At 58.9% G+C, this 22606-nt stretch carries 22 protein-coding genes; 12 read left to right on the top strand and 10 right to left on the bottom strand.

Going from position 1 to position 22606, the window contains the following annotated elements; genetic code table 11:
• Positions 1-27 precede the first annotated feature (27 nt).
• Both QDT79_RS22360 and QDT79_RS22365 read right to left on the bottom strand, forming a co-directional pair.
• Positions 28-1236: an NAD(P)/FAD-dependent oxidoreductase gene (locus tag QDT79_RS22360; RefSeq protein ID WP_308317085.1), complete on the bottom strand. Its 1209-nt coding sequence runs from the start codon at positions 1234-1236 to the stop codon at positions 28-30.
• 159 nt (positions 1237-1395) lie between these two features.
• On the bottom strand, positions 1396-1935 hold the full coding sequence (locus QDT79_RS22365) for an RrF2 family transcriptional regulator (RefSeq protein ID WP_025303838.1): 540 nt from the start codon (positions 1933-1935) through the stop codon (positions 1396-1398).
• Between the two features lie 339 nt (positions 1936-2274).
• Between QDT79_RS22365 and bepA the strand changes: the two genes are divergently transcribed.
• From bepA to QDT79_RS22385, 4 genes are all read left to right on the top strand, one after another.
• On the top strand, positions 2275-3744 hold the full coding sequence (gene bepA, locus QDT79_RS22370) for a beta-barrel assembly-enhancing protease (RefSeq protein WP_038873698.1): 1470 nt from the start codon (positions 2275-2277) through the stop codon (positions 3742-3744).
• Between the two features lie 20 nt (positions 3745-3764).
• A complete protein-coding gene (arsC, locus tag QDT79_RS22375; RefSeq protein WP_202670498.1) occupies positions 3765-4118 on the top strand; it encodes an arsenate reductase (glutaredoxin) in 354 nt (117 codons plus the stop codon).
• A 200-nt stretch (positions 4119-4318) separates the two neighbouring features.
• Positions 4319-4549, top strand: coding sequence for a hypothetical protein (locus QDT79_RS22380; RefSeq protein WP_308317086.1), 231 nt, complete (start codon positions 4319-4321; stop codon positions 4547-4549).
• A gap of 13 nt (positions 4550-4562) precedes the next feature.
• The gene (locus QDT79_RS22385) at positions 4563-5108 is read left to right on the top strand and encodes a helix-turn-helix transcriptional regulator (protein WP_308317087.1); all 546 of its coding nucleotides are present in this window, start codon (positions 4563-4565) and stop codon (positions 5106-5108) included.
• 7 nt (positions 5109-5115) lie between these two features.
• Here QDT79_RS22385 and hda read toward each other — a convergent pair whose 3' ends face one another.
• Positions 5116-5817 (bottom strand): DnaA inactivator Hda, encoded by a 702-nt coding sequence (hda, locus tag QDT79_RS22390; RefSeq protein ID WP_025159568.1) that lies wholly within the window; start codon positions 5815-5817, stop codon positions 5116-5118.
• A 272-nt stretch (positions 5818-6089) separates the two neighbouring features.
• On the opposite strand from hda, the gene QDT79_RS22395 reads away from it, so the two are divergent.
• Both QDT79_RS22395 and QDT79_RS22400 read left to right on the top strand, forming a co-directional pair.
• Entirely contained in the window at positions 6090-6605 is a 516-nt protein-coding gene (locus QDT79_RS22395; RefSeq protein WP_063990478.1) for a hypothetical protein, read from the top strand.
• A 33-nt stretch (positions 6606-6638) separates the two neighbouring features.
• On the top strand, positions 6639-6887 hold the full coding sequence (locus tag QDT79_RS22400; protein WP_016926728.1) for a GlsB/YeaQ/YmgE family stress response membrane protein: 249 nt from the start codon (positions 6639-6641) through the stop codon (positions 6885-6887).
• Between the two features lie 34 nt (positions 6888-6921).
• Here QDT79_RS22400 and QDT79_RS22405 read toward each other — a convergent pair whose 3' ends face one another.
• The 3 genes from QDT79_RS22405 to upp form a co-directional block, all read right to left on the bottom strand.
• Entirely contained in the window at positions 6922-7572 is a 651-nt protein-coding gene (locus QDT79_RS22405; RefSeq protein WP_019452427.1) for a DUF421 domain-containing protein, read from the bottom strand.
• A 109-nt stretch (positions 7573-7681) separates the two neighbouring features.
• Complete coding sequence (uraA, locus tag QDT79_RS22410) at positions 7682-8971, bottom strand: uracil permease (protein ID WP_107227868.1); 1290 nt, start codon at positions 8969-8971, stop codon at positions 7682-7684.
• 76 nt (positions 8972-9047) lie between these two features.
• Complete coding sequence (gene upp, locus QDT79_RS22415; RefSeq protein WP_038873707.1) at positions 9048-9674, bottom strand: uracil phosphoribosyltransferase; 627 nt, start codon at positions 9672-9674, stop codon at positions 9048-9050.
• Positions 9675-9929: 255 nt separating this feature from the next.
• On the opposite strand from upp, the gene purM reads away from it, so the two are divergent.
• From purM to QDT79_RS22435, 4 genes are all read left to right on the top strand, one after another.
• Positions 9930-10967, top strand: coding sequence for a phosphoribosylformylglycinamidine cyclo-ligase (purM, locus tag QDT79_RS22420; protein WP_025303843.1), 1038 nt, complete (start codon positions 9930-9932; stop codon positions 10965-10967).
• Entirely contained in the window at positions 10967-11605 is a 639-nt protein-coding gene (purN, locus tag QDT79_RS22425) for a phosphoribosylglycinamide formyltransferase (RefSeq protein ID WP_015378720.1), read from the top strand. Before purM ends, purN begins: the two co-directional genes overlap by 1 nt.
• A gap of 113 nt (positions 11606-11718) precedes the next feature.
• Positions 11719-12270 carry a spermidine N1-acetyltransferase gene (gene speG, locus QDT79_RS22430; protein WP_004941631.1) on the top strand — a complete coding sequence of 184 codons (552 nt, stop codon included), beginning with the start codon at positions 11719-11721 and terminating at the stop codon, positions 12268-12270.
• A gap of 203 nt (positions 12271-12473) precedes the next feature.
• Positions 12474-12689 carry a hypothetical protein gene (locus QDT79_RS22435; RefSeq protein ID WP_063990482.1) on the top strand — a complete coding sequence of 72 codons (216 nt, stop codon included), beginning with the start codon at positions 12474-12476 and terminating at the stop codon, positions 12687-12689.
• A 29-nt stretch (positions 12690-12718) separates the two neighbouring features.
• Here QDT79_RS22435 and QDT79_RS22440 read toward each other — a convergent pair whose 3' ends face one another.
• From QDT79_RS22440 to QDT79_RS22455, 4 genes are all read right to left on the bottom strand, one after another.
• A complete protein-coding gene (locus QDT79_RS22440; RefSeq protein WP_130018169.1) occupies positions 12719-13540 on the bottom strand; it encodes a hypothetical protein in 822 nt (273 codons plus the stop codon).
• 228 nt (positions 13541-13768) lie between these two features.
• Positions 13769-14581: a phosphate ABC transporter ATP-binding protein PstB gene (gene pstB, locus QDT79_RS22445; RefSeq protein WP_130018168.1), complete on the bottom strand. Its 813-nt coding sequence runs from the start codon at positions 14579-14581 to the stop codon at positions 13769-13771.
• 28 nt (positions 14582-14609) lie between these two features.
• Complete coding sequence (gene pstA / locus QDT79_RS22450) at positions 14610-16259, bottom strand: phosphate ABC transporter permease PstA (protein WP_107227867.1); 1650 nt, start codon at positions 16257-16259, stop codon at positions 14610-14612.
• Positions 16256-18427: an ABC transporter permease subunit gene (locus QDT79_RS22455; protein WP_308317088.1), complete on the bottom strand. Its 2172-nt coding sequence runs from the start codon at positions 18425-18427 to the stop codon at positions 16256-16258. Before QDT79_RS22455 ends, pstA begins: the two co-directional genes overlap by 4 nt.
• Positions 18428-18823: 396 nt before the next feature.
• Between QDT79_RS22455 and ppk1 the strand changes: the two genes are divergently transcribed.
• Positions 18824-20887, top strand: coding sequence for a polyphosphate kinase 1 (gene ppk1 / locus QDT79_RS22460; protein WP_130018166.1), 2064 nt, complete (start codon positions 18824-18826; stop codon positions 20885-20887).
• Between the two features lie 10 nt (positions 20888-20897).
• Complete coding sequence (gene ppx, locus QDT79_RS22465; protein WP_063990488.1) at positions 20898-22448, top strand: exopolyphosphatase; 1551 nt, start codon at positions 20898-20900, stop codon at positions 22446-22448.
• Positions 22449-22606 lie beyond the last annotated feature (158 nt).

Here is a 22606-nt window from a genome sequence, read left to right on the forward strand (position 1 = left end):
AGCGTTGCCGCTCCCGTTTTGACTTCCTTAAGGCACAATCACGAAATCCGGATTGGCGACGGCAAACAGCGCCTCGCGATCCGCCGCCGGTGGATAAATCCACTGCGTGTTGATTTCCTGCTTAATCTTTTTGCCTTCCTGACGGGTAAAGCGCACCTGGCGCTCCCAGCCTTCGGTATATAGCGCCCCCCACGGCCCCAGATCCAAACAGGTCACATACTTCGGCTGGCTGTACGGGTGCGTCGGCAAGCCCACGAGTTCCGCCGCCGCATTGTGACCGGCGACGCGGCCGAGGCTCATCGCATGCTGGCAGGTCATCAGGTTATGATTGCCGAGATCGTCGGTAGCGGCTTTCACCGTGTCACCGGTCACGAAAATGCCCGTCGCCGCCGGCGCGCGCAGGAAGGCGTCGCCGATCACCCGGCCGCTGCCGTCGCGCTCGCCAGGGATCTGCTCGGTCAGCGGATGCGCCCGCACGCCCGCCGCCAGGATCACCGTGTTGGCGGCGATGCGCTCACCGTTCGACAGCATGACCCCCTCGGCGTCGATGGCCGAGACGCGTAGGCCGGCCCGCGCTTCCACACCGCACTCCGCCAACGCCTGGCGTATCACCGCCCCCGGCTCCGCCCCCATCCCGGCGCCCACTTCCGGCGCGGTATCGACGATCACCACGCGCACGTTCTCGTCTTTACCCAGCGCATCCCGCAGCCGCTGCGGCATCTCCGCCGCGCTCTCCAGCCCGGTCAGCCCTGCGCCCACCACCACGGCAGTGTTGCGCGCCGGCGTCGACGGTTTGGCCGCCAGCGCTTTGATATGGGCATCCAAACGCTGCGCGCTTTCCAGCGTATCGACGTTGAAACCGTATTCGGCAAAGCCCGGCACCGCAGGTACGGAGAGCCGACTGCCGGTGGCCCACACCAGGCGGTCATAGGCCAATTCAAGGGTTTCCCCCGTCGCCTGCGCCACCGTGAGCGTCTTGGCGGCGGCATCGATGCGCTCTACCGCCCCGGCCAGGTGCCGCACGCCGACGGCGGCAAGCTGCGCGGAAATGTCCGGATTCATGTTTTCCAACACCGCTTCATACAGGCGCGGCCGGATGGTGACCGTTGGCGTCGGCGAAACCATCAGCACCTCGATGTCGTCATGCTTACCGGCAAGGGTAATGGCGCGCATAGCGGACACGGCGGCCCAAAAACCGGCAAAACCGGAACCGGCAATCACTATTTTCTGCGTCATGGGATGACTCCTTCATACAGGGTTAACCGGGCGATAAGACTGCCCGCAGTTTTTTCGGATGAACGATGCCGTTCCGCTCCCGTAACAGGGTGCAGAAGGCCCGCCCGCCCCTTCCGAAGAGGCGGGAAAAGTGTGTTTCGCTTTAAGGAAAAGTGGCGCTTAGGTCTTGGCGCGCGCCGTTTTGCCGCTGCGCGCGGTGCGTTCCGTCATGCGCTCGTCGAGCCAGAGGTTGACCTCGCCGAAGAAGCCTTGCGGCGCTTTGCGGCCAAAGCGGGCCGCGACGGCGCCGAGGGTCTGCGCCGCCAGCGCATCGCGCATCGCCTTCTCCGCCTGCAGCATCACCGCATGGATAGCGCATTTGCCGGAGACTGCCCAGTCCGGTGGGGAGTCATCAAACACCGCACAGCGCCCGCGCACCTCCTGGCAATCGAACAGCGGTTTGTGCCCTTCGATGGCGTCGATGATCGCCAGAAAACTGATCTCATCCGCCGGGCGCGCCAGCCGGTAGCCGCCGCGCACCCCTTCGCTGGCGGCGACGATCCCCGCCTTTTCCAGCTTGGGGAAAATCTTGGCCAGAAAGCTGGGAGAGATCCCCTGTAGTTCGGCGAGCTCGCGGCTGCTGAGCGCGCGTTGGTTATCGCCGACCAGCCACAGCAGGCAGTGGATGCCATATTCAACGCTGGTTGTGATGTACGCCATATGTCCGTTTTCGACCGTCAATGAATCTTCAATAACGCAGACTATATGAGTCTGCGTTTATCTTGTCAATAAAACACGGATCAACTTTGTCCGCGTTTTATTCGAAATGCATATCGCCAGCGACGAAAAAACGCCCTTCAAAATGAAAAATAAAACTTTTTTGCCCGATCCGCGCCCGGCTAACGTTTCCTTGTCGCCTGCGGCTGACTATGATGTGATGGGTGCCGCCGCCGCGGTTTGTGAGCCGCCGCACTTTCACGCGGATTGCGCTGCGGGAATAAAGAACTCTTGTCTGCTGCTGACGTCTTAGAAATGATTATTTAAGGGAAACGCCTGACTATGACCAACCGGTTGACCAAAACCGCGTTAGCGGTGCTGCTGCTCGGCACGCTGAACGCCACCGCCCTGGCGCCAGCACAGGCGGAAAGCCAGGACCAGTTGCCGGATATGGGCACCTCGGCCGGCGGCACCCTGAGCATTGGACAAGAACTGGCGATGGGCGATTTCTACGTGCGCCAACTGCGCGCCAGCGCCCCGCTGATCAACGATCCGCTGCTGAGCCAGTACATCAACCAACTGGGCAACCGGCTGGTGGCCAGCGCTTATTCGGTGCGCACGCCGTTCCATTTCTATCTGGTGCGCAACGACGAGATCAACGCCTTCGCCTTCTTCGGCGGCAACGTGGTGCTGCACTCGGCGCTGTTCCGCGTCAGCGACAACGAAAGCCAGCTGGCTTCAGTGCTGGCGCACGAAATCTCGCACGTCACCCAACGCCACCTGGCGCGCGCAATGGAAGATCAACAGCGCAACGCCCCGCTGACCTGGGTGGGCGCGCTCGGCTCGATCCTGCTGGCGATGGCCAACCCGACCATGGGCATGGCGGCGCTGAGCGGCACCCTGGCCGGTACCCAGCAGGGCATGATCAGCTTTACCCAGTCGAACGAACAGGAAGCCGACCGCATCGGCATTCAGGTGCTGCAGCGCGCCGGTTTCGATCCGGAAGCGATGCCTGACTTCCTGCAAAAACTCTCGGATCAATCGCGCTACGCCTCCAAACCACCGGAAATGCTGCTGACGCACCCGTTGCCGGACAGCCGCCTTTCCGACGCGCGCAACCGCGCCAACCAAATGCCGAAACACATCGTGCAGTCCTCGCAGGATTACCTGATGGCCAAGGTGCGCGCACTGGGCATGTACAGTTCGGAAGGCTATGGCCTGAACGAAGAACTGCTCGGCTCGCTCAGCAAGGGCAACGTGCGCGAACAGGCGGCCGCCAAATACGGCCGCGCCATCCTGTTCTATGAAGCGAAAAAATACGACGACGCGCGCAACATCATTCAACCGATGCTGGCGCAGGATGCGAAAAACGTCTGGCTGATCGACCTGATGACCGACATCGATCTCGGCCAGAAACGCGCGCCGCAGGCCATCGCCCGCCTGCAGGCGGCCAACGCCGCCCAGAACAACAACCCGGTGCTGCAGCTCAACCTGGCCAACGCCTATGTCGAAGGCAACCAGCCGGCGCAAGCCTCGAAGATCCTGAACCGCTATACCTTTGCCCATCCGGACGATCCGAACGGCTGGGATCTGCTGGCGCAGGCCAGCGCCGCCCAAGGGCTGCGCGATGAAGAGCTGTCGGCCCGCGCCGAAAGCCTGGCGCTGACCGGCCGGCTCGATCAGGCCATCGGCCTGCTCAGCAATGCCAGCTCGCTGCAGAAACTCGGCAGCCTGAAACAGGCGCGCTACGATGCGCGCATCGACCAGCTGCGCCAACTGCAACAGCGTTTCCGCCAATACCAGCGCAGCTGATTCAACAAGGAATGAACGCCATGAAAAACGTCACGATTTACCACAACCCTCGCTGCTCCAAGAGCCGTGAAACCCTGGCGCTGCTGGAGCAGCACGGTGTCGATCCCAAGGTGGTGCTGTATCTTGAAACGCCCCCGTCGGCCGATGAGCTGAAAAAGCTGTTGAAGGAACTGGGCTTCACATCAGCGCGCGATCTGATGCGCAAAAAAGAAGATCTGTACAAGGAGTTGAAGCTGGCGGACGACAACCTGAGCGAAGAACAGCTGCTGGCGGCGATGACGGCGAACCCGAAACTGATCGAACGCCCGATCGTGGTAAAAGGCAGCAAAGCGCGTATCGGCCGGCCGCCGGAGCAGGTGCTGGAGATTTTGTAATCGTCCGGCAAGTCTCTTATTGAACCGCAAAATACCAATAGCCCTGAACAGGGCTATTTTTAATTGTTTGTTATACAAATACTTTTCATCATCTCCCTCTTCTCCTGCTGCTATGCTGCACAAATGCCGAGCCTCACGGCAAGACAAGCGTTGACAACCGTCAACACCCCATCTACTCTGATCGCATCACTGGACGAGCGATGAAAAAACACCCAGACAAGCACATCCAGGCGGCGTTAGATTACGCCCTTTCTCAGGGCTGGCATTTTCGTCCCAGCAAGGGGCATGCTTTTAGCCGACTGCATTGCGCCTTTGTCGGGCATCAAGAACATATGATGAGCATCTGGAGCACGCCGAAAAATCCCGAGCTGCATGCCAAACAGATCCGACGCAAAGTCGATCACTGCCTGGCGCTGTCGCAGAAAAAATAACCGGAGAATCACCATGACGCTCTATCATTTCTCATTGACGCTGGATGGGGTGACCGCCGATACCGCCGGGTTGGAGGATGCGCTGTATGCGGCGGGATGCGATGACGCGCTGATCTGTTTCTACGGTAAAGCCGCCTACCTGGAGTTCGATAGAGAAAGCGATAACTTTGCGCACGCGATTTGCAGCGCCATCAGTGATATTGAGTCTGCAAATATTGGCGCCAAGGTGATATCGGTAGACTCCAGCCTGGTGGGATTAAGCGATATTGCCGAGCTCACTGAACTGTCGCGTCAGGCGATCGCCATGCTAAAAGACGGGACTCGCGGCCCCGGCGGCTTCCCTTCCCCTATTCAACGGCTCGGCGGCACCTCACCGTTATGGCGCTGGGCTGACGTGGCGGCCTGGTTGGCACAGCAGGGGAAAATCGACCTGCACCTTGCAGACAATGCGCAGTGTCTGGAACATATCAATCTCGCTTTGCAACTGCGAAGCGATCGGCAACGCCAGCAGGTTGAGCACTACTGCTCCCTGCTGGAACACGCGGAAAAACAGGCTTGATGGCTCGCTACAGCCCCAGGATCTCTTTAACGAACGGAATGGTCAGCTTGCGCTGGGCGGTGATCGAGGCGCGATCGAGCTGATCGAGGGTCATAAACAGCGTGCGCATCTCGCGATCCAACCGTTTCAACAGGAAGCGGCCCACGTCTTCCGGCAGCTCGAAACCGCGCAGTTTGCCGCGCAGCTGCAGCGCCAGCAGTTTCTCTTCGTCCGACAGCGGCTGCAGCTTGTATATCTGACCCCAGTCCAGGCGCGAAGCCAGATCCGGTAAACGCAGGTTCAGCTGGCGCGGCGGACGATCTCCGGTGATGAACAAGCGGGTGCGGCCGGTTTCCAGGATGCGGTTGTAGAGGTTGAAGATCGCCATCTCCCACTCTTCGTCGCCGGCGATGCATTCGATATTGTCGATGCAAACCAGCGCCAGCTGCTCCATGCCGTCCAACACTTCGGGCACGAAGTAAGCGCGCTTGTCGAGCGGCACATAGCCCACCGCTTCCCCCTTCTGCGAAAGCTCGGCGCAGGCCGCATGCAGCAGATGGCTGCGCCCGCCGCCTTCACGCGACCAAAAATAGATATAGCTGCCATGTTCCTGACGGACGGCGGATTGGATCGCGGCTAATAGGGATGGGTTCTCGCCCGGATAAAAACTGGCGAAAGTTTCATCATCGGGAAGATAAAGTGGCAGTGAAAGCTGTGCCGGCGTATTCAGAGAAGCACCTCAACCAAAACTGGCAGAAAAACGCGGGCAGTTTAACACAGAAAACGGGCGCTGTTGAACCGGCAGGATCTTATGCCGCAATAGTGAGCAATGCCTTAGCACCGTTTAATCGATTGCGGCTCCCTAACCGGCAAGAATAGTCTGATATCAAACCCTAACCCCATGCCCACGCAGGTTAAATTTGTAATTTAAGTAAAATCTGACCTAGTATAGGTAGGCAAAACGCAATCACCATCAACAAGGTTTCTGCAAGGATATAGACGATGAAAGTATGGAATAAAGTGCTGTTAGCCTCCTTTATCGGGTTGTTGGTTGCCGGCTGTGATGACTCTTCCAAGGTTGACGCCAACCTGGATAAAGCCAAAGACAGTGCCGAGCAGATGAAAGACGCCGCCCAGAAAAAAGCGGACGATCTGACGGACAAAGCGAAAGCGACGGCAGATGACATCAAAAAAGAGGCCGCCACGCAGGCAGACCAGCTGAAGGACAAAGCCTCGGCGATTAAAGATGAAGCCGCCAAGCAAGCCGACGCCATCACCAACGACGCCAAGGCCAAGGCCGCCGCGATTAAGGATGACGCCGGCAAACAAAGCCAGCAGTTGGTGGATCAGGCCAAGGCCATCAAGAACGACGCCATCAACGGTGCCAACGATCTGACCGAGCAGGCCAAGGCGAAGACCGAAGCCATCAAGAACAGCGCCGAAAACAAAGCGCAAGAGTTGAAACAAGAGACCGATGCGGCGGTGAACGGCAATACGCAGCCGGCCACCCAGCAGTAAGCTATTCTCAGCCACAAAAGAAAGGAGCAGTAAATGGGGATTATTTCCTGGATTATCTTCGGCCTGATCGCCGGTATTTTGGCTAAGTGGATCATGCCCGGCAAAGACGGCGGCGGCTTTATTCTGACCGTCGTGCTGGGGATCATCGGCGCCGTGGTCGGCGGCTATATCAGCACCTTCTTCGGCTACGGCAAGGTTGACGGCTTCAACTTCGGCAGCTTCGTGGTAGCGGTTATCGGCGCCATCGTGGTGCTGTTCGTGTACCGCAAAATTCGCAGCTAATATGACATTGGGGAGCTGAGGCTCCCCTTTTTCACTATTTAACTATACGTCCGTCATTAAGAATGAATGCTGTCCTACCGTCCCAAAACTCAGCAATAAAAATATCTTTCGGTTCTATGCCATGTTCACGGATAGTTTGGTTCAACCACTCCTCATCTTTACTAATCTCCTGCAGCTCATAAGGCCTGGCCCTGCCATTTTTCATAATGATAACTGAAGGCAGTTCATTTCCCTCACATACCGCAGTGATCTGACCGCCCGGCTCAATTTGCGCATAGACAATCTCCTGAAAGGCGTGAATCCCCTGCGCATGCAGCTGTGAGGAAACGTTCAAGATGTCGATTTTATTTTTCTTGGCTAAAATATTTTCCATCAAAAAGCGGCCGTTTTTTATAATTGGTATCGGGTTGCCTATAGTGACCGAACGAAAGAAGTTGCAGTGTTTACTGATTGCATTCAACAGAGAAATTAGTCCTACTCCGATAAGTAATACAACGACATACTGGTACAAGGGGATGCTGTCGCTATAGATAACGCCCCCAATAATGCCCCCGAGCACAAAGTTACCGATAAAATCTACTGGGGTCATCTGCGATAGCTGGGTCTTTCCCGACAGGTTCAGGTGGGTGATAACAATGACAAAGCCAATCACAAATTTGAGCAAAATATATCCGTAGTACTCCATACCCTCTTTCCTTTTAACCGATGTTGTTAATGCTATCAGCTACTTTATCCCAACGGATATAAATGCAAAAACACGAATAAAAAGGGCAGCCCCTGGGCTGCCCTTTTCGTTACTTCTGCTCCGCCGGTTCGTCCGGCGCGTCAAGCACCTCTTCTTCCTTGCGGAACAGGCTGATGACCTTGAACAGCAGGCTCAGGCCAATGCCGACGATGGTCGCCAGCGCCATGCCTTTCAGCTCCGCCGCGCCGATATGCACCTTGGCGCCGCTCACGCCGATGATCAGGATCACCGAGGTCAAAATCAGGTTTTGCGCCTTGTTGTAATCCACTTTGGACTCGATCAGCACGCGAATGCCCGAGGCGCCGATCACGCCGTACAGCAGCAGGGAAACGCCCCCCATTACCGGCACCGGCACCGCCTGGATCGCCGCCGCCAGCTTGCCGATGCAGGACAGCAGGATCGCCAGCACCGCCGCGCCGCCGATCACCCAGGTGCTGTAGACCTTGGTGATAGCCATCACGCCGATATTCTCGCCGTAGGTGGTGTTCGGCGTAGAGCCGAAGAAGCCGGAGAACACCGTCGAGATACCGTTGGCGAACATCGAGCGGTGCAGGCCCGGATCGCGGATCAGGTCTTTTTTCACGATGTTGGCGGTCACCACCAGGTGGCCCACGTGCTCGGCAATCACCACCAGCGCCGCCGGAAGAATGGTGAAGATGGCGAACCACTCAAAGCGCGGGGTGTAGAAGGTCGGCAGCGCGAACCAGTGCGCCTCGCGGATCGGGGTCAAATCCACCACGCCCATGAAGAACGACAGCGCATAGCCCACCAGCACGCCGATCAGGATCGGGATAATAGCCAGGAAGCCGCGGAACAGCACCGAGCCGAGCACCGTGACCCCCAGCGTCACCAGCGAAATGGTGATGGTGGTCGAGTCGGCGCTGGTGCCTTCCGCCGGCAGCAGCCCCGCCATGTTGGCCGCCACGCCCGCCAGCTCCAGCCCGATGACGGCGACGATCGCCCCCATCGCCGCCGGCGGGAACATCACGTCCAGCCAGCCGGTGCCGGCTTTTTTCACGATCAGCGCCACCAGGCAGAACAGCACGCCGCACATGATGAAACCGCCCAACGCCACTTCATAACCGAGCGGCAACAGCAGCAGCACCGGCGAGATAAACGCGAAGCTGGAACCGAGGTAGGCCGGGATTTTGCCTTTACAGATGAACAGATACAGCAGCGTGCCGATGCCGTTGAACAGCAGCACGGTCGCCGGGTTGATCTTGAACAGGATAGGCACCAGCACCGTAGCGCCGAACATGGCGAACAGGTGCTGGAAGCTGAGCGGAATGGTCTGGAGCAGCGGCGGGCGCTCGCTGACGCCGATGGCGCGACGGGTCATGTGTGCTTTTCCTCGGTTTATTGGTTTTATAGGTTTTAGTCAAAAAAAAGCCGACTCGTTAAGTCGGCTTAAATGTTTACTTGGTACCAAATATCTTGTCGCCCGCATCACCCAGGCCAGGCACGATGTAACCCTTGTCGTTCAGGCACTGATCGATGGAGGCGGTGTACAGCTCGACGTCCGGGTGCGCTTTCTCCAGCGCGGCGATGCCTTCCGGCGCCGCCACCAGAACCAGCACCTTGATGCTGTGGCAGCCGGCTTTCTTCAGCAGATCGATAGTGGCGATCATCGAACCGCCGGTGGCCAGCATTGGGTCGACGACCAGCGCCATGCGCTCTTCGATGTTGGAAACCAGCTTCTGGAAGTACGGCACCGGCTCCAGAGTTTCTTCGTCGCGGTATACGCCCACCACGCTGATGCGCGCACTCGGCACGTGCTCCAGCACCCCTTCCATCATGCCCAGGCCTGCGCGCAGGATCGGTACTACGGTAATCTTTTTCCCTTTGATCTGCTCCACTTCAACTGGCCCGCACCAGCCTTCGATGGTGACTTTTTCCGTCTCCAGATCGGCGGTCGCTTCATAGGTCAGTAAACTACCCACTTCTGAGGCCAGCTCACGGAAGCGTTTGGTGCTGATGTCATTTTCGCGCATCAGGCCAAGCTTGTGTTTTACCAGCGGGTGTTTCACCTCAACGATCTTCATCATTTTTCTCCTATTAAGGTGGTTGCGGCCAAAAAAATCGCGGGATTATACCGCCTTTTTTTCGCCGCGCCACCCACAATAGCCCGATCGGGATCAACAAAAGTTTGAATATCAGTATAGATGACGAAAAAGCAGAGCCGGTTCACAAGCCGCTCGCAAACGTTTGCCTGCGCTGTTAGAATTGCCGCGCCTTATTCCGGAATCAACATCGGAAGCACAGTTTTCAAACCGCAAACCGTCGTGGGGAATCGCGCAGTGACCGACAAAACCTCTCTCAGCTATAAAGACGCAGGTGTCGATATCGATGCAGGCAACGCATTGGTAGATCGCATCAAAGGTGTAGTTAAACAGACCCGTCGCCCGGAAGTGATGGGCGGTCTGGGCGGGTTTGGCGCCCTGTGTGCGTTGCCGCAGAAATACCGCGAGCCGGTGCTGGTTTCCGGTACCGACGGCGTGGGCACCAAGCTGCGTCTGGCGATGGATCTGAAACGCCACGACACCATCGGCATCGATCTGGTGGCGATGTGCGTCAACGATCTGGTGGTTCAGGGCGCCGAGCCATTGTTCTTCCTCGACTACTACGCGACCGGCAAGCTGGATGTAGACACCGCGGCCAGCGTGATCACCGGCATCGCCGAGGGCTGCAAACAGTCCGGCTGTGCGCTGGTGGGCGGCGAAACCGCTGAAATGCCGGGCATGTACCACGGCGAAGATTACGACGTGGCCGGTTTCTGCGTCGGCGTGGTCGAAAAATCCGAGATCATCGACGGCAGCAAAGTGCAGTCCGGCGACGCGCTGATCGCTCTGGGCGCTTCCGGCCCGCACTCCAACGGCTACTCGCTGGTGCGCAAAATCCTGGAAGTGAGCAACACCGATCCGACCGCCACCCAGCTGGAAGGCAAACCGCTGGCCGACCACCTGCTGGCGCCGACCAAGATTTACGTGAAGTCCGTGCTGGAGCTGATCGAGAAGGCGGACGTACACGCCATCGCTCACCTCACCGGCGGCGGCTTCTGGGAAAACATTCCACGCGTGCTGCCGGAAGGCATGCAGGCAGTGATCGACGAAGCCAGCTGGCAGTGGCCGGCGGTGTTCACCTGGCTGCAGCAGGCCGGCAACGTCAGCCGTCATGAAATGTACCGCACCTTCAACTGCGGCGTAGGCATGGTCATCGCCCTGCCGGAAGCCGAAGTGGAAGCGGCCATCGCGCTGCTGACCGCGGCAGGTGAAAAAGCGTGGAAAATCGGTAAACTGACCGCCTCTTCCGACGAACAACAAGTGGTCATCAACTGATGAAAAAGATCGTGGTGTTGGTCTCCGGCCAGGGGAGCAATCTCCAGGCGCTGATTGACGCCTGCCAGCAGGGCCGCATCGCCGCCGAGATCGTGGCGGTGTTCAGCAACAAGGCGCAGGCTTACGGCCTGCAGCGCGCCGAGGCGGCGGGCATCGCCGCCCAGGCGCTGGATGCCAAGGCTTACGCCGATCGCGCGGCGTTCGACGCCGCGTTGGCGGACGCCATCGACCAGTACCAGCCCGATCTGGTGGTGCTGGCCGGCTACATGCGCATCCTCAGCCCGCAGTTCGTGCAGCGCTATGCCGGCCGCATGCTGAACATCCACCCTTCCCTGCTGCCGAAATACCCGGGGCTGCATACGCATCGTCAGGCCATCGACAACGGCGACAGCGAACACGGCACCTCGGTACACTTCGTGACCGAACAGCTCGACGGCGGCCCGGTGATTTTGCAGGCCAAGGTGCCGATTTTCGCTGACGACGAAGAAGATGACGTGGTTGAACGGGTGCAAACCCAGGAACACACGATCTATCCACTGGTGGTGAGCTGGTTCGTCGACGGCCGCCTGGCGATGCGCGATGGCGCCGCCTGGCTGGACGGCGAACGCCTGCCTGAGCAGGGTCACGCCGCCGACTGATGCGCGCAGCCTGAACCTTGCCTAAACGGCGCCCACGCGGCGCCGTTTTTTTTCGCCTTCATCCATTCTGTGAAGTTATACTTTGCACAATTTCACGGCACAGAGGAGCCCACATGTCCAGCACTGCCAGCGTCAGGTTACGCCCATTGGAACGGGACGATCTGTCGTTCGTCCACCAGATGGACAACAACGCCAGCGTTATGCGCTATTGGTTTGAAGAACCCTACGAAGCCTTTGTCGAGCTTTCCGATCTCTACGATAAACACATCCACGATCAGAGCGAGCGCCGCTTCATCATCGAACACGAAGGCGCCAAGGTCGGCCTGGTGGAGCTGGTGGAGATCGATCACATCCATCGCCGCGCAGAGTTCCAGATCATCATCGACCCTGCCCACCAGGGCAAAGGTTACGCCAGCACCGCCGCCCGCTTGGCAATGGACTACGGCTTCTCGGTGTTGAACCTGTACAAGCTGTACCTGATCGTCGACAAGGAGAACCCGAAGGCGATCCACATCTACAGCAAGCTGGGCTTCAACGTGGAAGGCGAGCTGATCGACGAGTTCTTCGTCAACGGCGAATACCGCACCGTGCTGCGCATGTGCATCTTCCAGCCGCAATACCTGGCGAAGTTCAAAACGCCCAATGATAAACCGCTGGTGAAGTGACGCTGAGCGAGAAAAAAGAGAAAACCCGCCCAGGCGGGTTTTTTATTGGGAAATAAGTGGCTAGTATAAAGGCATGCTATTTTATCGTCAGGAAATAGCCTGATGAATGCGGAAATAAATAATATTAATCCGCGATAATTAATCGAACAATAATTAATAGTGATAGTAAGAGTTACCCTCTGCCTCTACAAAGGAAAAAAACCATGATGACCGTCTCAAACCTGCTGATTTTTATCGGTCTGGTCATGTTCGCCATAACCGCCGGCCTAAATACCTATAGCGGCTACGCCTCCGCAGATCCCAATAGCACCCCGCTATTTTCCCCGCTCTGGTGGACACGCTGGTTCCCGCTCTATGCCTCGGGGGCTGCGTTGCTGCTGGTGGGGGGCGTGTTGAGGCTAGCCGATAAAACACGTTAAGAGTCATGTGATGATATGACGCTTAGAGGTTAATTATCTTTCTTGCCCAGCCTACGCATCAGCCATCCACGCAGTGGCTTTTCGGCCGGTGACAAATCGGCAGCGGTGTCCGAAGCGATATCCGGTACGTTTTCCTGCGCCGCAACATTGCGCGCATGCTGACAATGCGCCTGATACTCCGCTTCGGTTTGATACAGGTGGGGCTGCCACTTCAGCCAGAAAGCCTTGGCATGCCGCAGGGACTCCCATTCATTAATCGACCAGGCCACGACGAAAATCGCCATCATCAGATAGGCAAAGAAGAAGAATACTCCCCACAAGGGGCTGTTATCTGTCGCGCTGGCTCCGCTTTCCGCCAATGGAAACACGCTGATGTAGAATCCCCAAGTGATAGCCAACGCGCTAATGATTAGGAACACAAACAGCGAAACACGCTGGTGTAGCAGCCGGCAGCCATCCAAGGAAAAAACGTCGTTTTTGTTCGAAGTGAGGGAGGTGCGGCGCAAGAAACAGTTCAGCGCAAGATCGCTCAATGCCACTGGTGCACGACCCAGATAATCTACCAGTTGGTGCGCCACCCAGACTGGTAAACGGATGCCGATACTTTCATAGAGTGCTTTGGTTCGCAGCGGCACCATTCCGTTCTGTGGCCCATCCCGCAACCCCTGAATGCGTGACAGAACAGACTGACGTTTAACATCGCTGACTCGGTCAAACTGGTTATTGCGGCGACTGTCGTAATTCTTTGACCAGCGTGAATACCACCATTTTACCACTGAAATAAAAACAGGAAATAATAACGTTAGCGTGGGAATAACAATATCTTTGATATAATTCGTATCAATAGTCATGCATATATGTCCTTATATATAAATTGCAGATCATTTATTAGGGATAATGTAATCAATAATGAATGATTGGATAAAGCAAGCTCGCAGACTGTGAGATTTATGCCAAAAATGTAATCTATATCGTCTCAATGCGTCTGTAAATCCAGATGGAATAAAAAGTCATAGACACGGCATAACAACGCCGGCATATCGATGCGACGGAGAACAAAAACCTCCGTCGCTCATCCCTCACCCATACCGCCCGGTAATATAATCCTCGGTGCGGCGCTGGCGCGGCGAGGTGAAAATCGCGTCGGTGTCGTTGTACTCCACCAGCCGCCCCTGATGAATAAAGGCGGTGTAGTCGGAGACGCGCGCCGCCTGCTGCATGTTGTGCGTCACCAGCACCACGCTATAGCGCTGCTTCAGGGCGGAAATCAGCTCTTCGATGGTCAGCGTGGAGATCGGATCGAGCGCCGAGGTCGGCTCGTCGAGCAGCAATACCTCCGGCTCGATGGCGATGGCGCGCGCGATCACCAGGCGCTGCTGCTGGCCGCTGGACAAGCGGAACGCATTTTCGCGCAGCCGATCCTTCACCTCATGCCACAGCGCGGCGGCGCGCAGCGAACGTTCCACCGCTTCATCCAGCAAACGCCGGTCGCGCACGCCCTGCAGCCGCAGACCGTACACCACGTTTTCATAGATCGATTTCGGGAACGGGTTCGGCCGCTGGAACACCATGCCCACCCGCCGCCGCAGCGCCGCCACGTCGATCTGCGCGCCGGAGATCGGCGCGCCGTTCAGCTGCAGCTCGCCCTCGATGCGGCAGTTGTCCACCAGATCGTTCATGCGGTTGAAACAGCGCAGCAGCGTCGATTTACCGCAGCCCGAGGGGCCGATCAGGGCCGTCACCCGGTGCTTCGGAATGCGCAGCGAAATATCGTGCAGCACCTGTTTGTCACCATAAAACAGGTTCAGTCCGTTGACCGCCAGCGCGGTCTGTTCATCGTCGAGATGCTGGACATCCAGCCGGGGCAAACTGCCTGGCGTCATCAAACCCATTACGCACTCCCCAAAAATAGCGTCATTGTTACTGCGACCATGCTCGGTACCGCTCCCTCAACGAATGGCGGATACCCATCGCCGCCAGATTCAAACTCACCACGATCGTCACCAGCAGGAAGGCGGTGGCGAACACCAGCGGCCGGGCCGCCTCTACGCTCGGGCTCTGGAATGCCATATCGTAGATCTGGAAGCTCAAATGCATAAACTTCCGTTCCAGGTGCAGATACGGGAAAATCTCGTCCACCGGCAGCACCGGCACCGACTTCACTACCCCCACCAGCATCAGCGGCGCGGTCTCCCCGGCGGCGCGCGCCACCGCCAGAATCAGGCCGGTCATCATCGCCGGCGCCGCCATCGGCAGCACGATGCGCCACAGCGTCTCGGCCCGGCTGGCACCCAGCGCCATCGAACCCTGCCGCAGCGAGGTGGGAATGCGCGACAGCCCTTCCTCGGTGGCGACGATCACCACCGGCAGCGTCAGCAGCGCCAGCGTCAGCGCCGCCCACAGCACGCCAGGCGTGCCGAAGGTCGGGTTGGGCAAGGATTCAGGATAGAACAGCTGATCGAGCGTGCCGCCTATCATATAAACGAAAAAGCCGAGGCCGAAGACGCCGTAGACGATCGAGGGCACGCCGGCCAGGTTGACCACCGCGATGCGAATCACCCGCGTCAGCAGATTGTTGCCGGCATACTCGTGCAGATACACCGCCGCGATCACGCCAAACGGCATCACCACGATCGACATCAGGATCACCATCAATACCGTGCCGAAAATGGCCGGGAACACCCCGCCTTCGGTATTCGCTTCGCGCGGGCTGTCGGTGAGGAATTTCTTCACCTGTTCGCCCCAGTGTGCCAGCTTCTCGGTGGTGTTCATGGCGTTCGGGTACCAGGCATCGCGCACCTGGCTGAGCGGAATGGTCAACGTCTGGCCGTGCATGTCGCGCAGCAGCAGCGCATCGCGCTGGCGATCGCGGTTTAGCCCCGCCAGGCGTTCGGACAGCAGCTGGTATTGCCGCTGCAACTCCAGCCGCTCGGCCTTGATGGCGTCCTGCGCGCGGGCATCCAGCTTATCGTCGCGCTGCAGGCGCTTTTCCCGCAGCCGCAGCGCGTCAAACTGCTGATTGATGCGCGCCATATCGAGGAATTGAATGTCGTGCGCCTGGCGCGAGAGCGCGGCGATTTGTGGCAGCCGCTGCTGCAACGCCTGCCCCAGATTGCGGCCGGTCAGCGGTTGCCCATCCTCCAGCAGCCCCGCCAGATAGCCGTAGGCGGTACCGTGGCTGTCGCGCTCCAGCACCAGCAGGCTGCGCGGCGTGCTTTGGCTGCGGATGTCGCTGGCCAGCAGCGTGCGAAAATCCTGCCCCTCGCGCTCGCGGTTACCGACCTTGATCAGATAGCGTTCGACGCTCTGCGCCTCGCCCGGCGGCGCCACGCCCGCCTCCGTCAGCTGGCGGCGCGAAATGCTTTGCTGCTGGTACAGCTCGCCGATCACCGTCACCGGCCCGGCGCCGTTCTGATTCAACTCAAACTGATAAACCGGGCTCGGCCAGAAATAACGCATCCCTTGTCCGGCCAGCAGCAACAGAATGCCGATCAGCGCCAACAGGCTGACGGCCACCGAACCGGCGGTCAGCCAAATCCACGGCGACCCGCTCTTCACCCAGTTCTTCATGGCGCCTCCTGATTCGGCGTGTAGCGCTTGCGCAGCCGCAGGCGCACCGCCTCCGCCAGCGTGTTGAACACGAAGGTGAAGACAAACAACACCAGCGCGGTCAGGAACAGCACGCGGTAATGGCTGCTGCCGGAGACCGCCTCCGGCATTTCAATGGCGATATTGGCCGCCAACGCCCGCAGCCCCTGGAACAGGCTGCCGTCGATAATCGGCGTGTTGCCGGTGGCCATCAGCACGATCATGGTTTCCCCCACCGCGCGGCCAAAGCCGATCATCAGCGCGGAGAAAATGCCGGCGCTGGCGGAAGGCAGCACCACCTTGATCACCGTCTGCCATTGGGTGGCGCCCAGCGCCAAAGAGCCCTGGCTCAGGGTGGCCGGCACGCTGAACAGCGCGTCCTCCGCCAGCGAGAAGATGATCGGCACCAGCGCGAAGCCCATCGCCACGCCCACCACCAGCGCATTGCGCTGGTCGTAATTATCCCCCAGCCAGAAATGCAGCGGCTCACCGAACAGCGCCACCTCCAGCTGCGGCCCCAGGCCAAGCGCCAGCCACACCGTCAACGCCAGCAGCGGCAACAGCAACAGCAGATCGACACCCGACCGGCAGCGCGGCATAAAGCGATGGGTCAACGCGCCGCACAGCAGCACCGCCGCCGCCAGCAGCAGCGGTAACGCCAGCACCGCCAACAGATACTGCTCGATGATCGGCGCCAGCCAAATGCCGGCCACCAACCCGATCACCACCGTCGGCAGCGCGCCCATCACTTCGATAGCCGGTTTGATCACCCGCCGCAGCCCCGGCGTCATAAAGTAAGCCGTGTAAATGGCGCCGGCCAGCGCCAAGGGAATGGCGAACAGCATCGCGTAAGCCGCCGCCTTGAAGGTGCCGAAGATCACCGGCATCAAACTGAATTTGGGTTGGTAGCTGTCTTCGCCGGAGGTGGACTGCCAGACGTAGGCCGGCTGCGGGTAGTTCTCATACCACACCTTGCCCCACAGCGAACGCCAGGTGACGTCCGGATACGGGTTGTCGAGCGCATAGCGCTGCCAGCCCTGTGCGCTCTCCAGCAGCAGGCCATCGCCACGCGGCGCGAACGCCATCTGCTGCACCTCGGCGCCCAAACGGGTATTCAGCAGCGGCTGCGGTTGAATGGTAGAAAACAGCGAGAAGCCGCCATCGGGCCGCAGGGTGGCGAACACCCGGCGATAGGGCTCAGCCACCGTCAGCTCCTGCCCGTCGGCACCATGGTCGAAATGCTGCACCGGCGTCAGGCGCCAGCGCTGCTCTTTTTCTACTTCGAACCACTCGCGCAGATTGCCGTCGGCGCCCTTGATCAGCAGCGCGCTGCCGCCGGGCAGCGCCGTCATCTGATACGGGGCATGTTCGCCAAGGGTACGCGTTTCACGCAGCTGCAGCTGCACGCCGTCGATTTCATAACGCGCCAGCCGGTTGCCGGTCAGCAGGTAAAGCTGGCGGCCATCCGGCGTCAGCACCTGTTGCTCTGCATCCTGTTCCAGCGGCCGCTCGCTGAACTGCGGCGGCCGGTCAGGGCTGAAACGGCCGAACACCAGCCGCCGATCGTCGGTCACTCCAGCCAGCAAATACTGCCCGCGATGCGCATCCGCCAGCGACAGCAGTTTCAGCGGCTTGCGCTGTGGATCCAACGCCAATGGCTGCTGCCCGAGCGGGAACAACCACTGCGGCCGGCCGTTTTCCGCCGTCGCGAAATCCGCACGCGCCACCACCAACCGGCCGTCGGCCTGCGCCAGCGCAAACAGATCGCGCTCTCCGGCAGCCTGCGCGAGCAGCGCGGGTTTGGCCAGCAGCGTCTGCTGCGCCAGCGGCGTCTGGGCCTGGCCGCTCGGCGCCGGCGTCAGACGATAAAATTGCCCCGCGCCCTGCGCGTCGATGCGATAACCTACGCGCTGCTGCACGTCCATACCCAGCGCCAGCGCCGGGGCCGACGCCGCGATCGGCAACGGCTGCTCCTGCCCAAGCGAGGCCGGTTTGAACAGCGGCAGCACCGCAAACAGCAGATAAACGAAGATCAGCATCAACGTCATCAGCACCATCAGCCCGGTGGCGGTTACTGCCGCCTGCACGCCGCGGTCGATGCGCCCGCGCAGGCGATCTCGGGGATGTTGGTTTGCTGTCGTCTGTGTCATGTGTCTCGCTGTCGCTGATGTAATCGGACTTGCGCCGTAAGATAACCGGGCATCTTATGTCAGTTTTATGACGTTTGCATGACAAAGTTACCCGCCACAGCCCAGGTTTTTTACACTGCAAAAAGACAATATGGCGTGGGTATATTGCTGAAAAATGAACGTAAACACGCTTGATATCTCCAAAAATGAGCCCGCCAATCGTCATTTCACGCTACTCATTCCACTGCCGGGCATCCCGCCTCGGCGAAAATTTATTGCCGCCGAAAAACGTCGCGCGCCAACGCAATGGATATGTTGGACTTTCCTGTCAATCTCTCGCAATAATGATGAAGGACACTAGAGCGGCATCCGGGCGCTGCGTCCCGGATCCTATTCTAAATTTGAACTGGAGTGGCAATGGGTCAGGAAAAGCTCTACATCGAAAAAGAACTAAGCTGGTTATCCTTTAATGAACGCGTGTTGCAGGAAGCCGCAGATAAGAGCAATCCCCTGATTGAACGCATGCGTTTTCTGGGCATTTACTCCAACAACCTCGACGAGTTCTATAAAGTCCGCTTCGCCGATCTCAAACGGCGCATCCTGATCAGCGAAGAGCAAGGCTCCGCCGGCGCCTCGCGCCACCTGCTGAAAAAGATCCAGGCCAAGGTGCTGAAAACCGATCAGGAGTTCGACAGCCTGTACAACGATCTGCTGCTTGAAATGGCGCGTAACCAGATCTTCCTGATCAACGAACGCCAGGTGTCCGAGAACCAGCAAATCTGGCTGCGGCAATATTTCAAACAGCATCTGCGCCAGCACATCACACCGATCCTGATCAACCACGACACCAACCTGGTGCAGTTCTTGAAAGACGATTACACCTATCTGGCGGTGGAGATCATTCGCGGCGCGCGCATCGACTATGCGCTGCTGGAGATCCCGTCCGACAAGGTGCCGCGCTTCGTCAATCTGCCGCCGGAAGCGCCGCGCCGCCGTAAACCGATGATCCTGCTGGATAACATTCTGCGTTACTGCCTGGACGATATCTTCAAGGGCTTCTTCGACTACGACGCGCTCAACGCCTATTCGATGAAAATGACCCGCGACGCGGAGTACGATCTGGTCACCGAAATGGAATCCAGCCTGTTGGAACTGATGTCCTCCAGCCTGAAACAGCGCCTGACCGCCGAGCCGGTGCGCTTCGTGTATCAGCGCGACATGCCGAACGAAATGGTGGAACTGCTGCGCGGCAAACTGGGCATCTCCAACTACGATTCGGTGATCGCCGGCGGCCGCTACCACAACTTCAAAGATTTCATCAGTTTCCCGAACGTCGGCAAGGCCAATCTGGTCAACAAGCCGCTGCCGCGCCTGCGCCACATTTGGTTCGACGGTTTCCGCAACGGCTTCGACGCCATTCGCGAAAAAGACGTGCTGCTCTACTACCCGTACCACACCTTCGAGCACGTACTGGAATTGCTGCGCCAGGCGTCGTTCGATCCGAGCGTGTTGGCGATCAAGATCAACATCTACCGGGTGGCGAAAGATTCGCGCATCATCGAATCGATGATCCACGCCGCGCACAACGGCAAAAAGGTCACGGTGGTGGTCGAGCTGCAGGCACGCTTCGACGAAGAGGCCAACATTCACTGGGCGAAGCGCCTGACCGAGGCCGGCGTGCACGTGATCTTCTCGGCGCCGGGCCTGAAAATCCACGCCAAACTGTTCCTGATTTCGCGCCGTGAAGGCGATGAAATTGTGCGCTATGCTCATATCGGTACCGGCAACTTTAACGAAAAAACCGCGCGCATCTACACCGACTATTCGCTGTTGACCGCCGACTCACGCATCACCAACGAGGTGCGCCGGGTATTCAACTTTATCGAGAACCCCTACCGGCCGGTCACCTTCGACAACCTGATGGTGTCGCCGCAGAACTCGCGCCTGAAGCTGTATGAGCTGATCGACAACGAAATCGCCAACGCCCAGGCCGGGGAACAGGCCGGCATTATGTTGAAAATTAATAATCTGGTGGATAAAGGGCTGGTAGATCGGTTATATACCGCGTCCGGCGCCGGCGTGAAGATCCGCCTGCTGGTGCGGGGCATGTGTTCCCTGATTCCCAACCTGCCGGGGATCAGCGACAATATTCAGGTGATCAGCATCGTCGATCGCTTTTTGGAACACGATCGGGTTTACGTTTTCGACAACAAAGGTGACAAACGGGTGTATCTGTCCTCCGCCGACTGGATGACCCGCAACATAGATTACCGTATCGAAGTGGCGGTATCGCTGCTGGATCCGGCGCTGAAACAGCGCGTTCTGGACATTCTGGAGATCCTGTTCAGCGATACGGTCAAGGCCCGTTATGTGGATAAAGAACTGAGCAACCAGTACGTGCCGCGCGGCAACCGCCGCAAAGTGCGTGCCCAGGTGGCTATTTACGAGTATTTAAAAGCTCTGGAACAACCAGGACAGTAGGCCAGCAACTATGCCGCTAAAAAACACTGCAACGAACAAACCGCAGGAAATCGCCGCCATCGACCTCGGGTCGAACAGTTTCCACATGGTGATCGCCCGCGTCGTCAACGGCGCCTTACAGGTATTGGGCCGTTTAAAACAGCGAGTGCATCTCGCCGACGGATTGGACAGCAACAACGTACTCAGTGAAGAGGCGATAGAGCGCGGCCTGGCCTGCCTGGCCCTGTTTGCCGAACGGCTGCAGGGCTTCCCGGCGGATAACGTCACCATCGTTGGGACTCACACCCTGCGTCAGGCGGTGAACGCCGAAGTGTTCCTCAAGCGCGCCGCCAAAGTGATCCCCTACCCGATCGAAATCATCGCCGGCCAGGAAGAAGCGCGTCTGATCTTCATGGGCGTGGAGCACACTCAGCCGGAGAAAGGCCGCAAGCTGGTGATCGACATCGGCGGCGGCTCTACCGAACTGGTGATCGGCGAAGACTTCGAGCCGCTGCTGGCGGAAAGCCGCCGCATGGGCTGCGTCAGCTTCGCCCAGCTGTTCTTCCCGGGCGGCGAGATCAGCAAAAACAACTTCCGCCGCGCGCGGCTGGCGGCGGCGCAGAAGCTGGAAACGCTGGCCTGGCAGTACCGCATTCAAGGCTGGCAGTACGCGCTGGGCGCCTCGGGCACCATCAAAGCCGCCCACGAAGTGCTGGTGGCGATGGGAGAAAAAGACGGCCTCATCACCCTGGATCGCCTGGAAATGCTCGCCGAACAGGTGCTGCAGTTCAAAAGCTTCGGCTCGCTGAGCCTGCCGGGGCTGTCGGAAGACCGCCAATCGGTGTTCGTGCCGGGGCTGGCTATTCTGTGCGGCGTGTTCGACGCGCTGGCGATCCGCGATCTGCGCCTGTCCGATGGCGCGCTGCGCGAAGGCGTGCTGTATGAAATGGAAGGCCGTTTCCGCCACCAGGACATCCGCAGCCGCACCGCCAAAAGCCTGGCCGATCACTACAACATCGACCGCGAACAGGCCAAGCGGGTGCTGGAAACCACCGAGCTGCTCTACTCGCAGTGGATGGCGCAAAACACCAAGCTGGTGCATCCACAGCTGGAGGCCCTGCTGAAATGGGCCGCCATGCTGCACGAAGTGGGGCTGAGCATCAACCACAGCGGCATGCACCGCCATTCGGCCTACATTCTGCAAAACTCCAATCTGCCTGGCTTCAACCAGGAACAGCAGCTGCTGCTGTCGGCGCTGGTGCGTTTCCACCGCAAGGCGATCAAGCTTGAAGAGCTGCCGCGCCTCAACCTGTTCAAGAAGAAACACTACCTGCCGCTGATCCAGCTGCTACGCCTGAGCACCCTGCTCAACAACCAGCGTCAGTCGACCACCACGCCGGAAACGCTGCGCCTGACCACCGACGACAATCACTGGACGCTGCGCTTCCCGGCCGGCTACCTGGCGCAGAACAACCTGGTGCAGCTCGATTTCGAACGCGAGCAGGCCTACTGGAACGACGTCGTCGGCTGGAAGCTGCTGATCGACGAAGAAGGCTCGCAAGACGAACAACGCTCCGCCTGATCCCCCGCCCCCTGCCTGCCAGGGGGTTTTTCTTTCCGCCCTCACCCCGTCAACCTAAACGAAACCCTAATGTGCCGTGCCGCACGCCGGAAAAAAATGGACAACTTTTGTCATCAGCGCCTAAAATCCGGTTACAAATTCTCGAGCGAATAACACAG

Origin of the sequence: Serratia marcescens (assembly GCF_029846115.1) — a bacterium.
GTDB lineage: Bacteria > Pseudomonadota > Gammaproteobacteria > Enterobacterales > Enterobacteriaceae > Serratia > Serratia marcescens_L.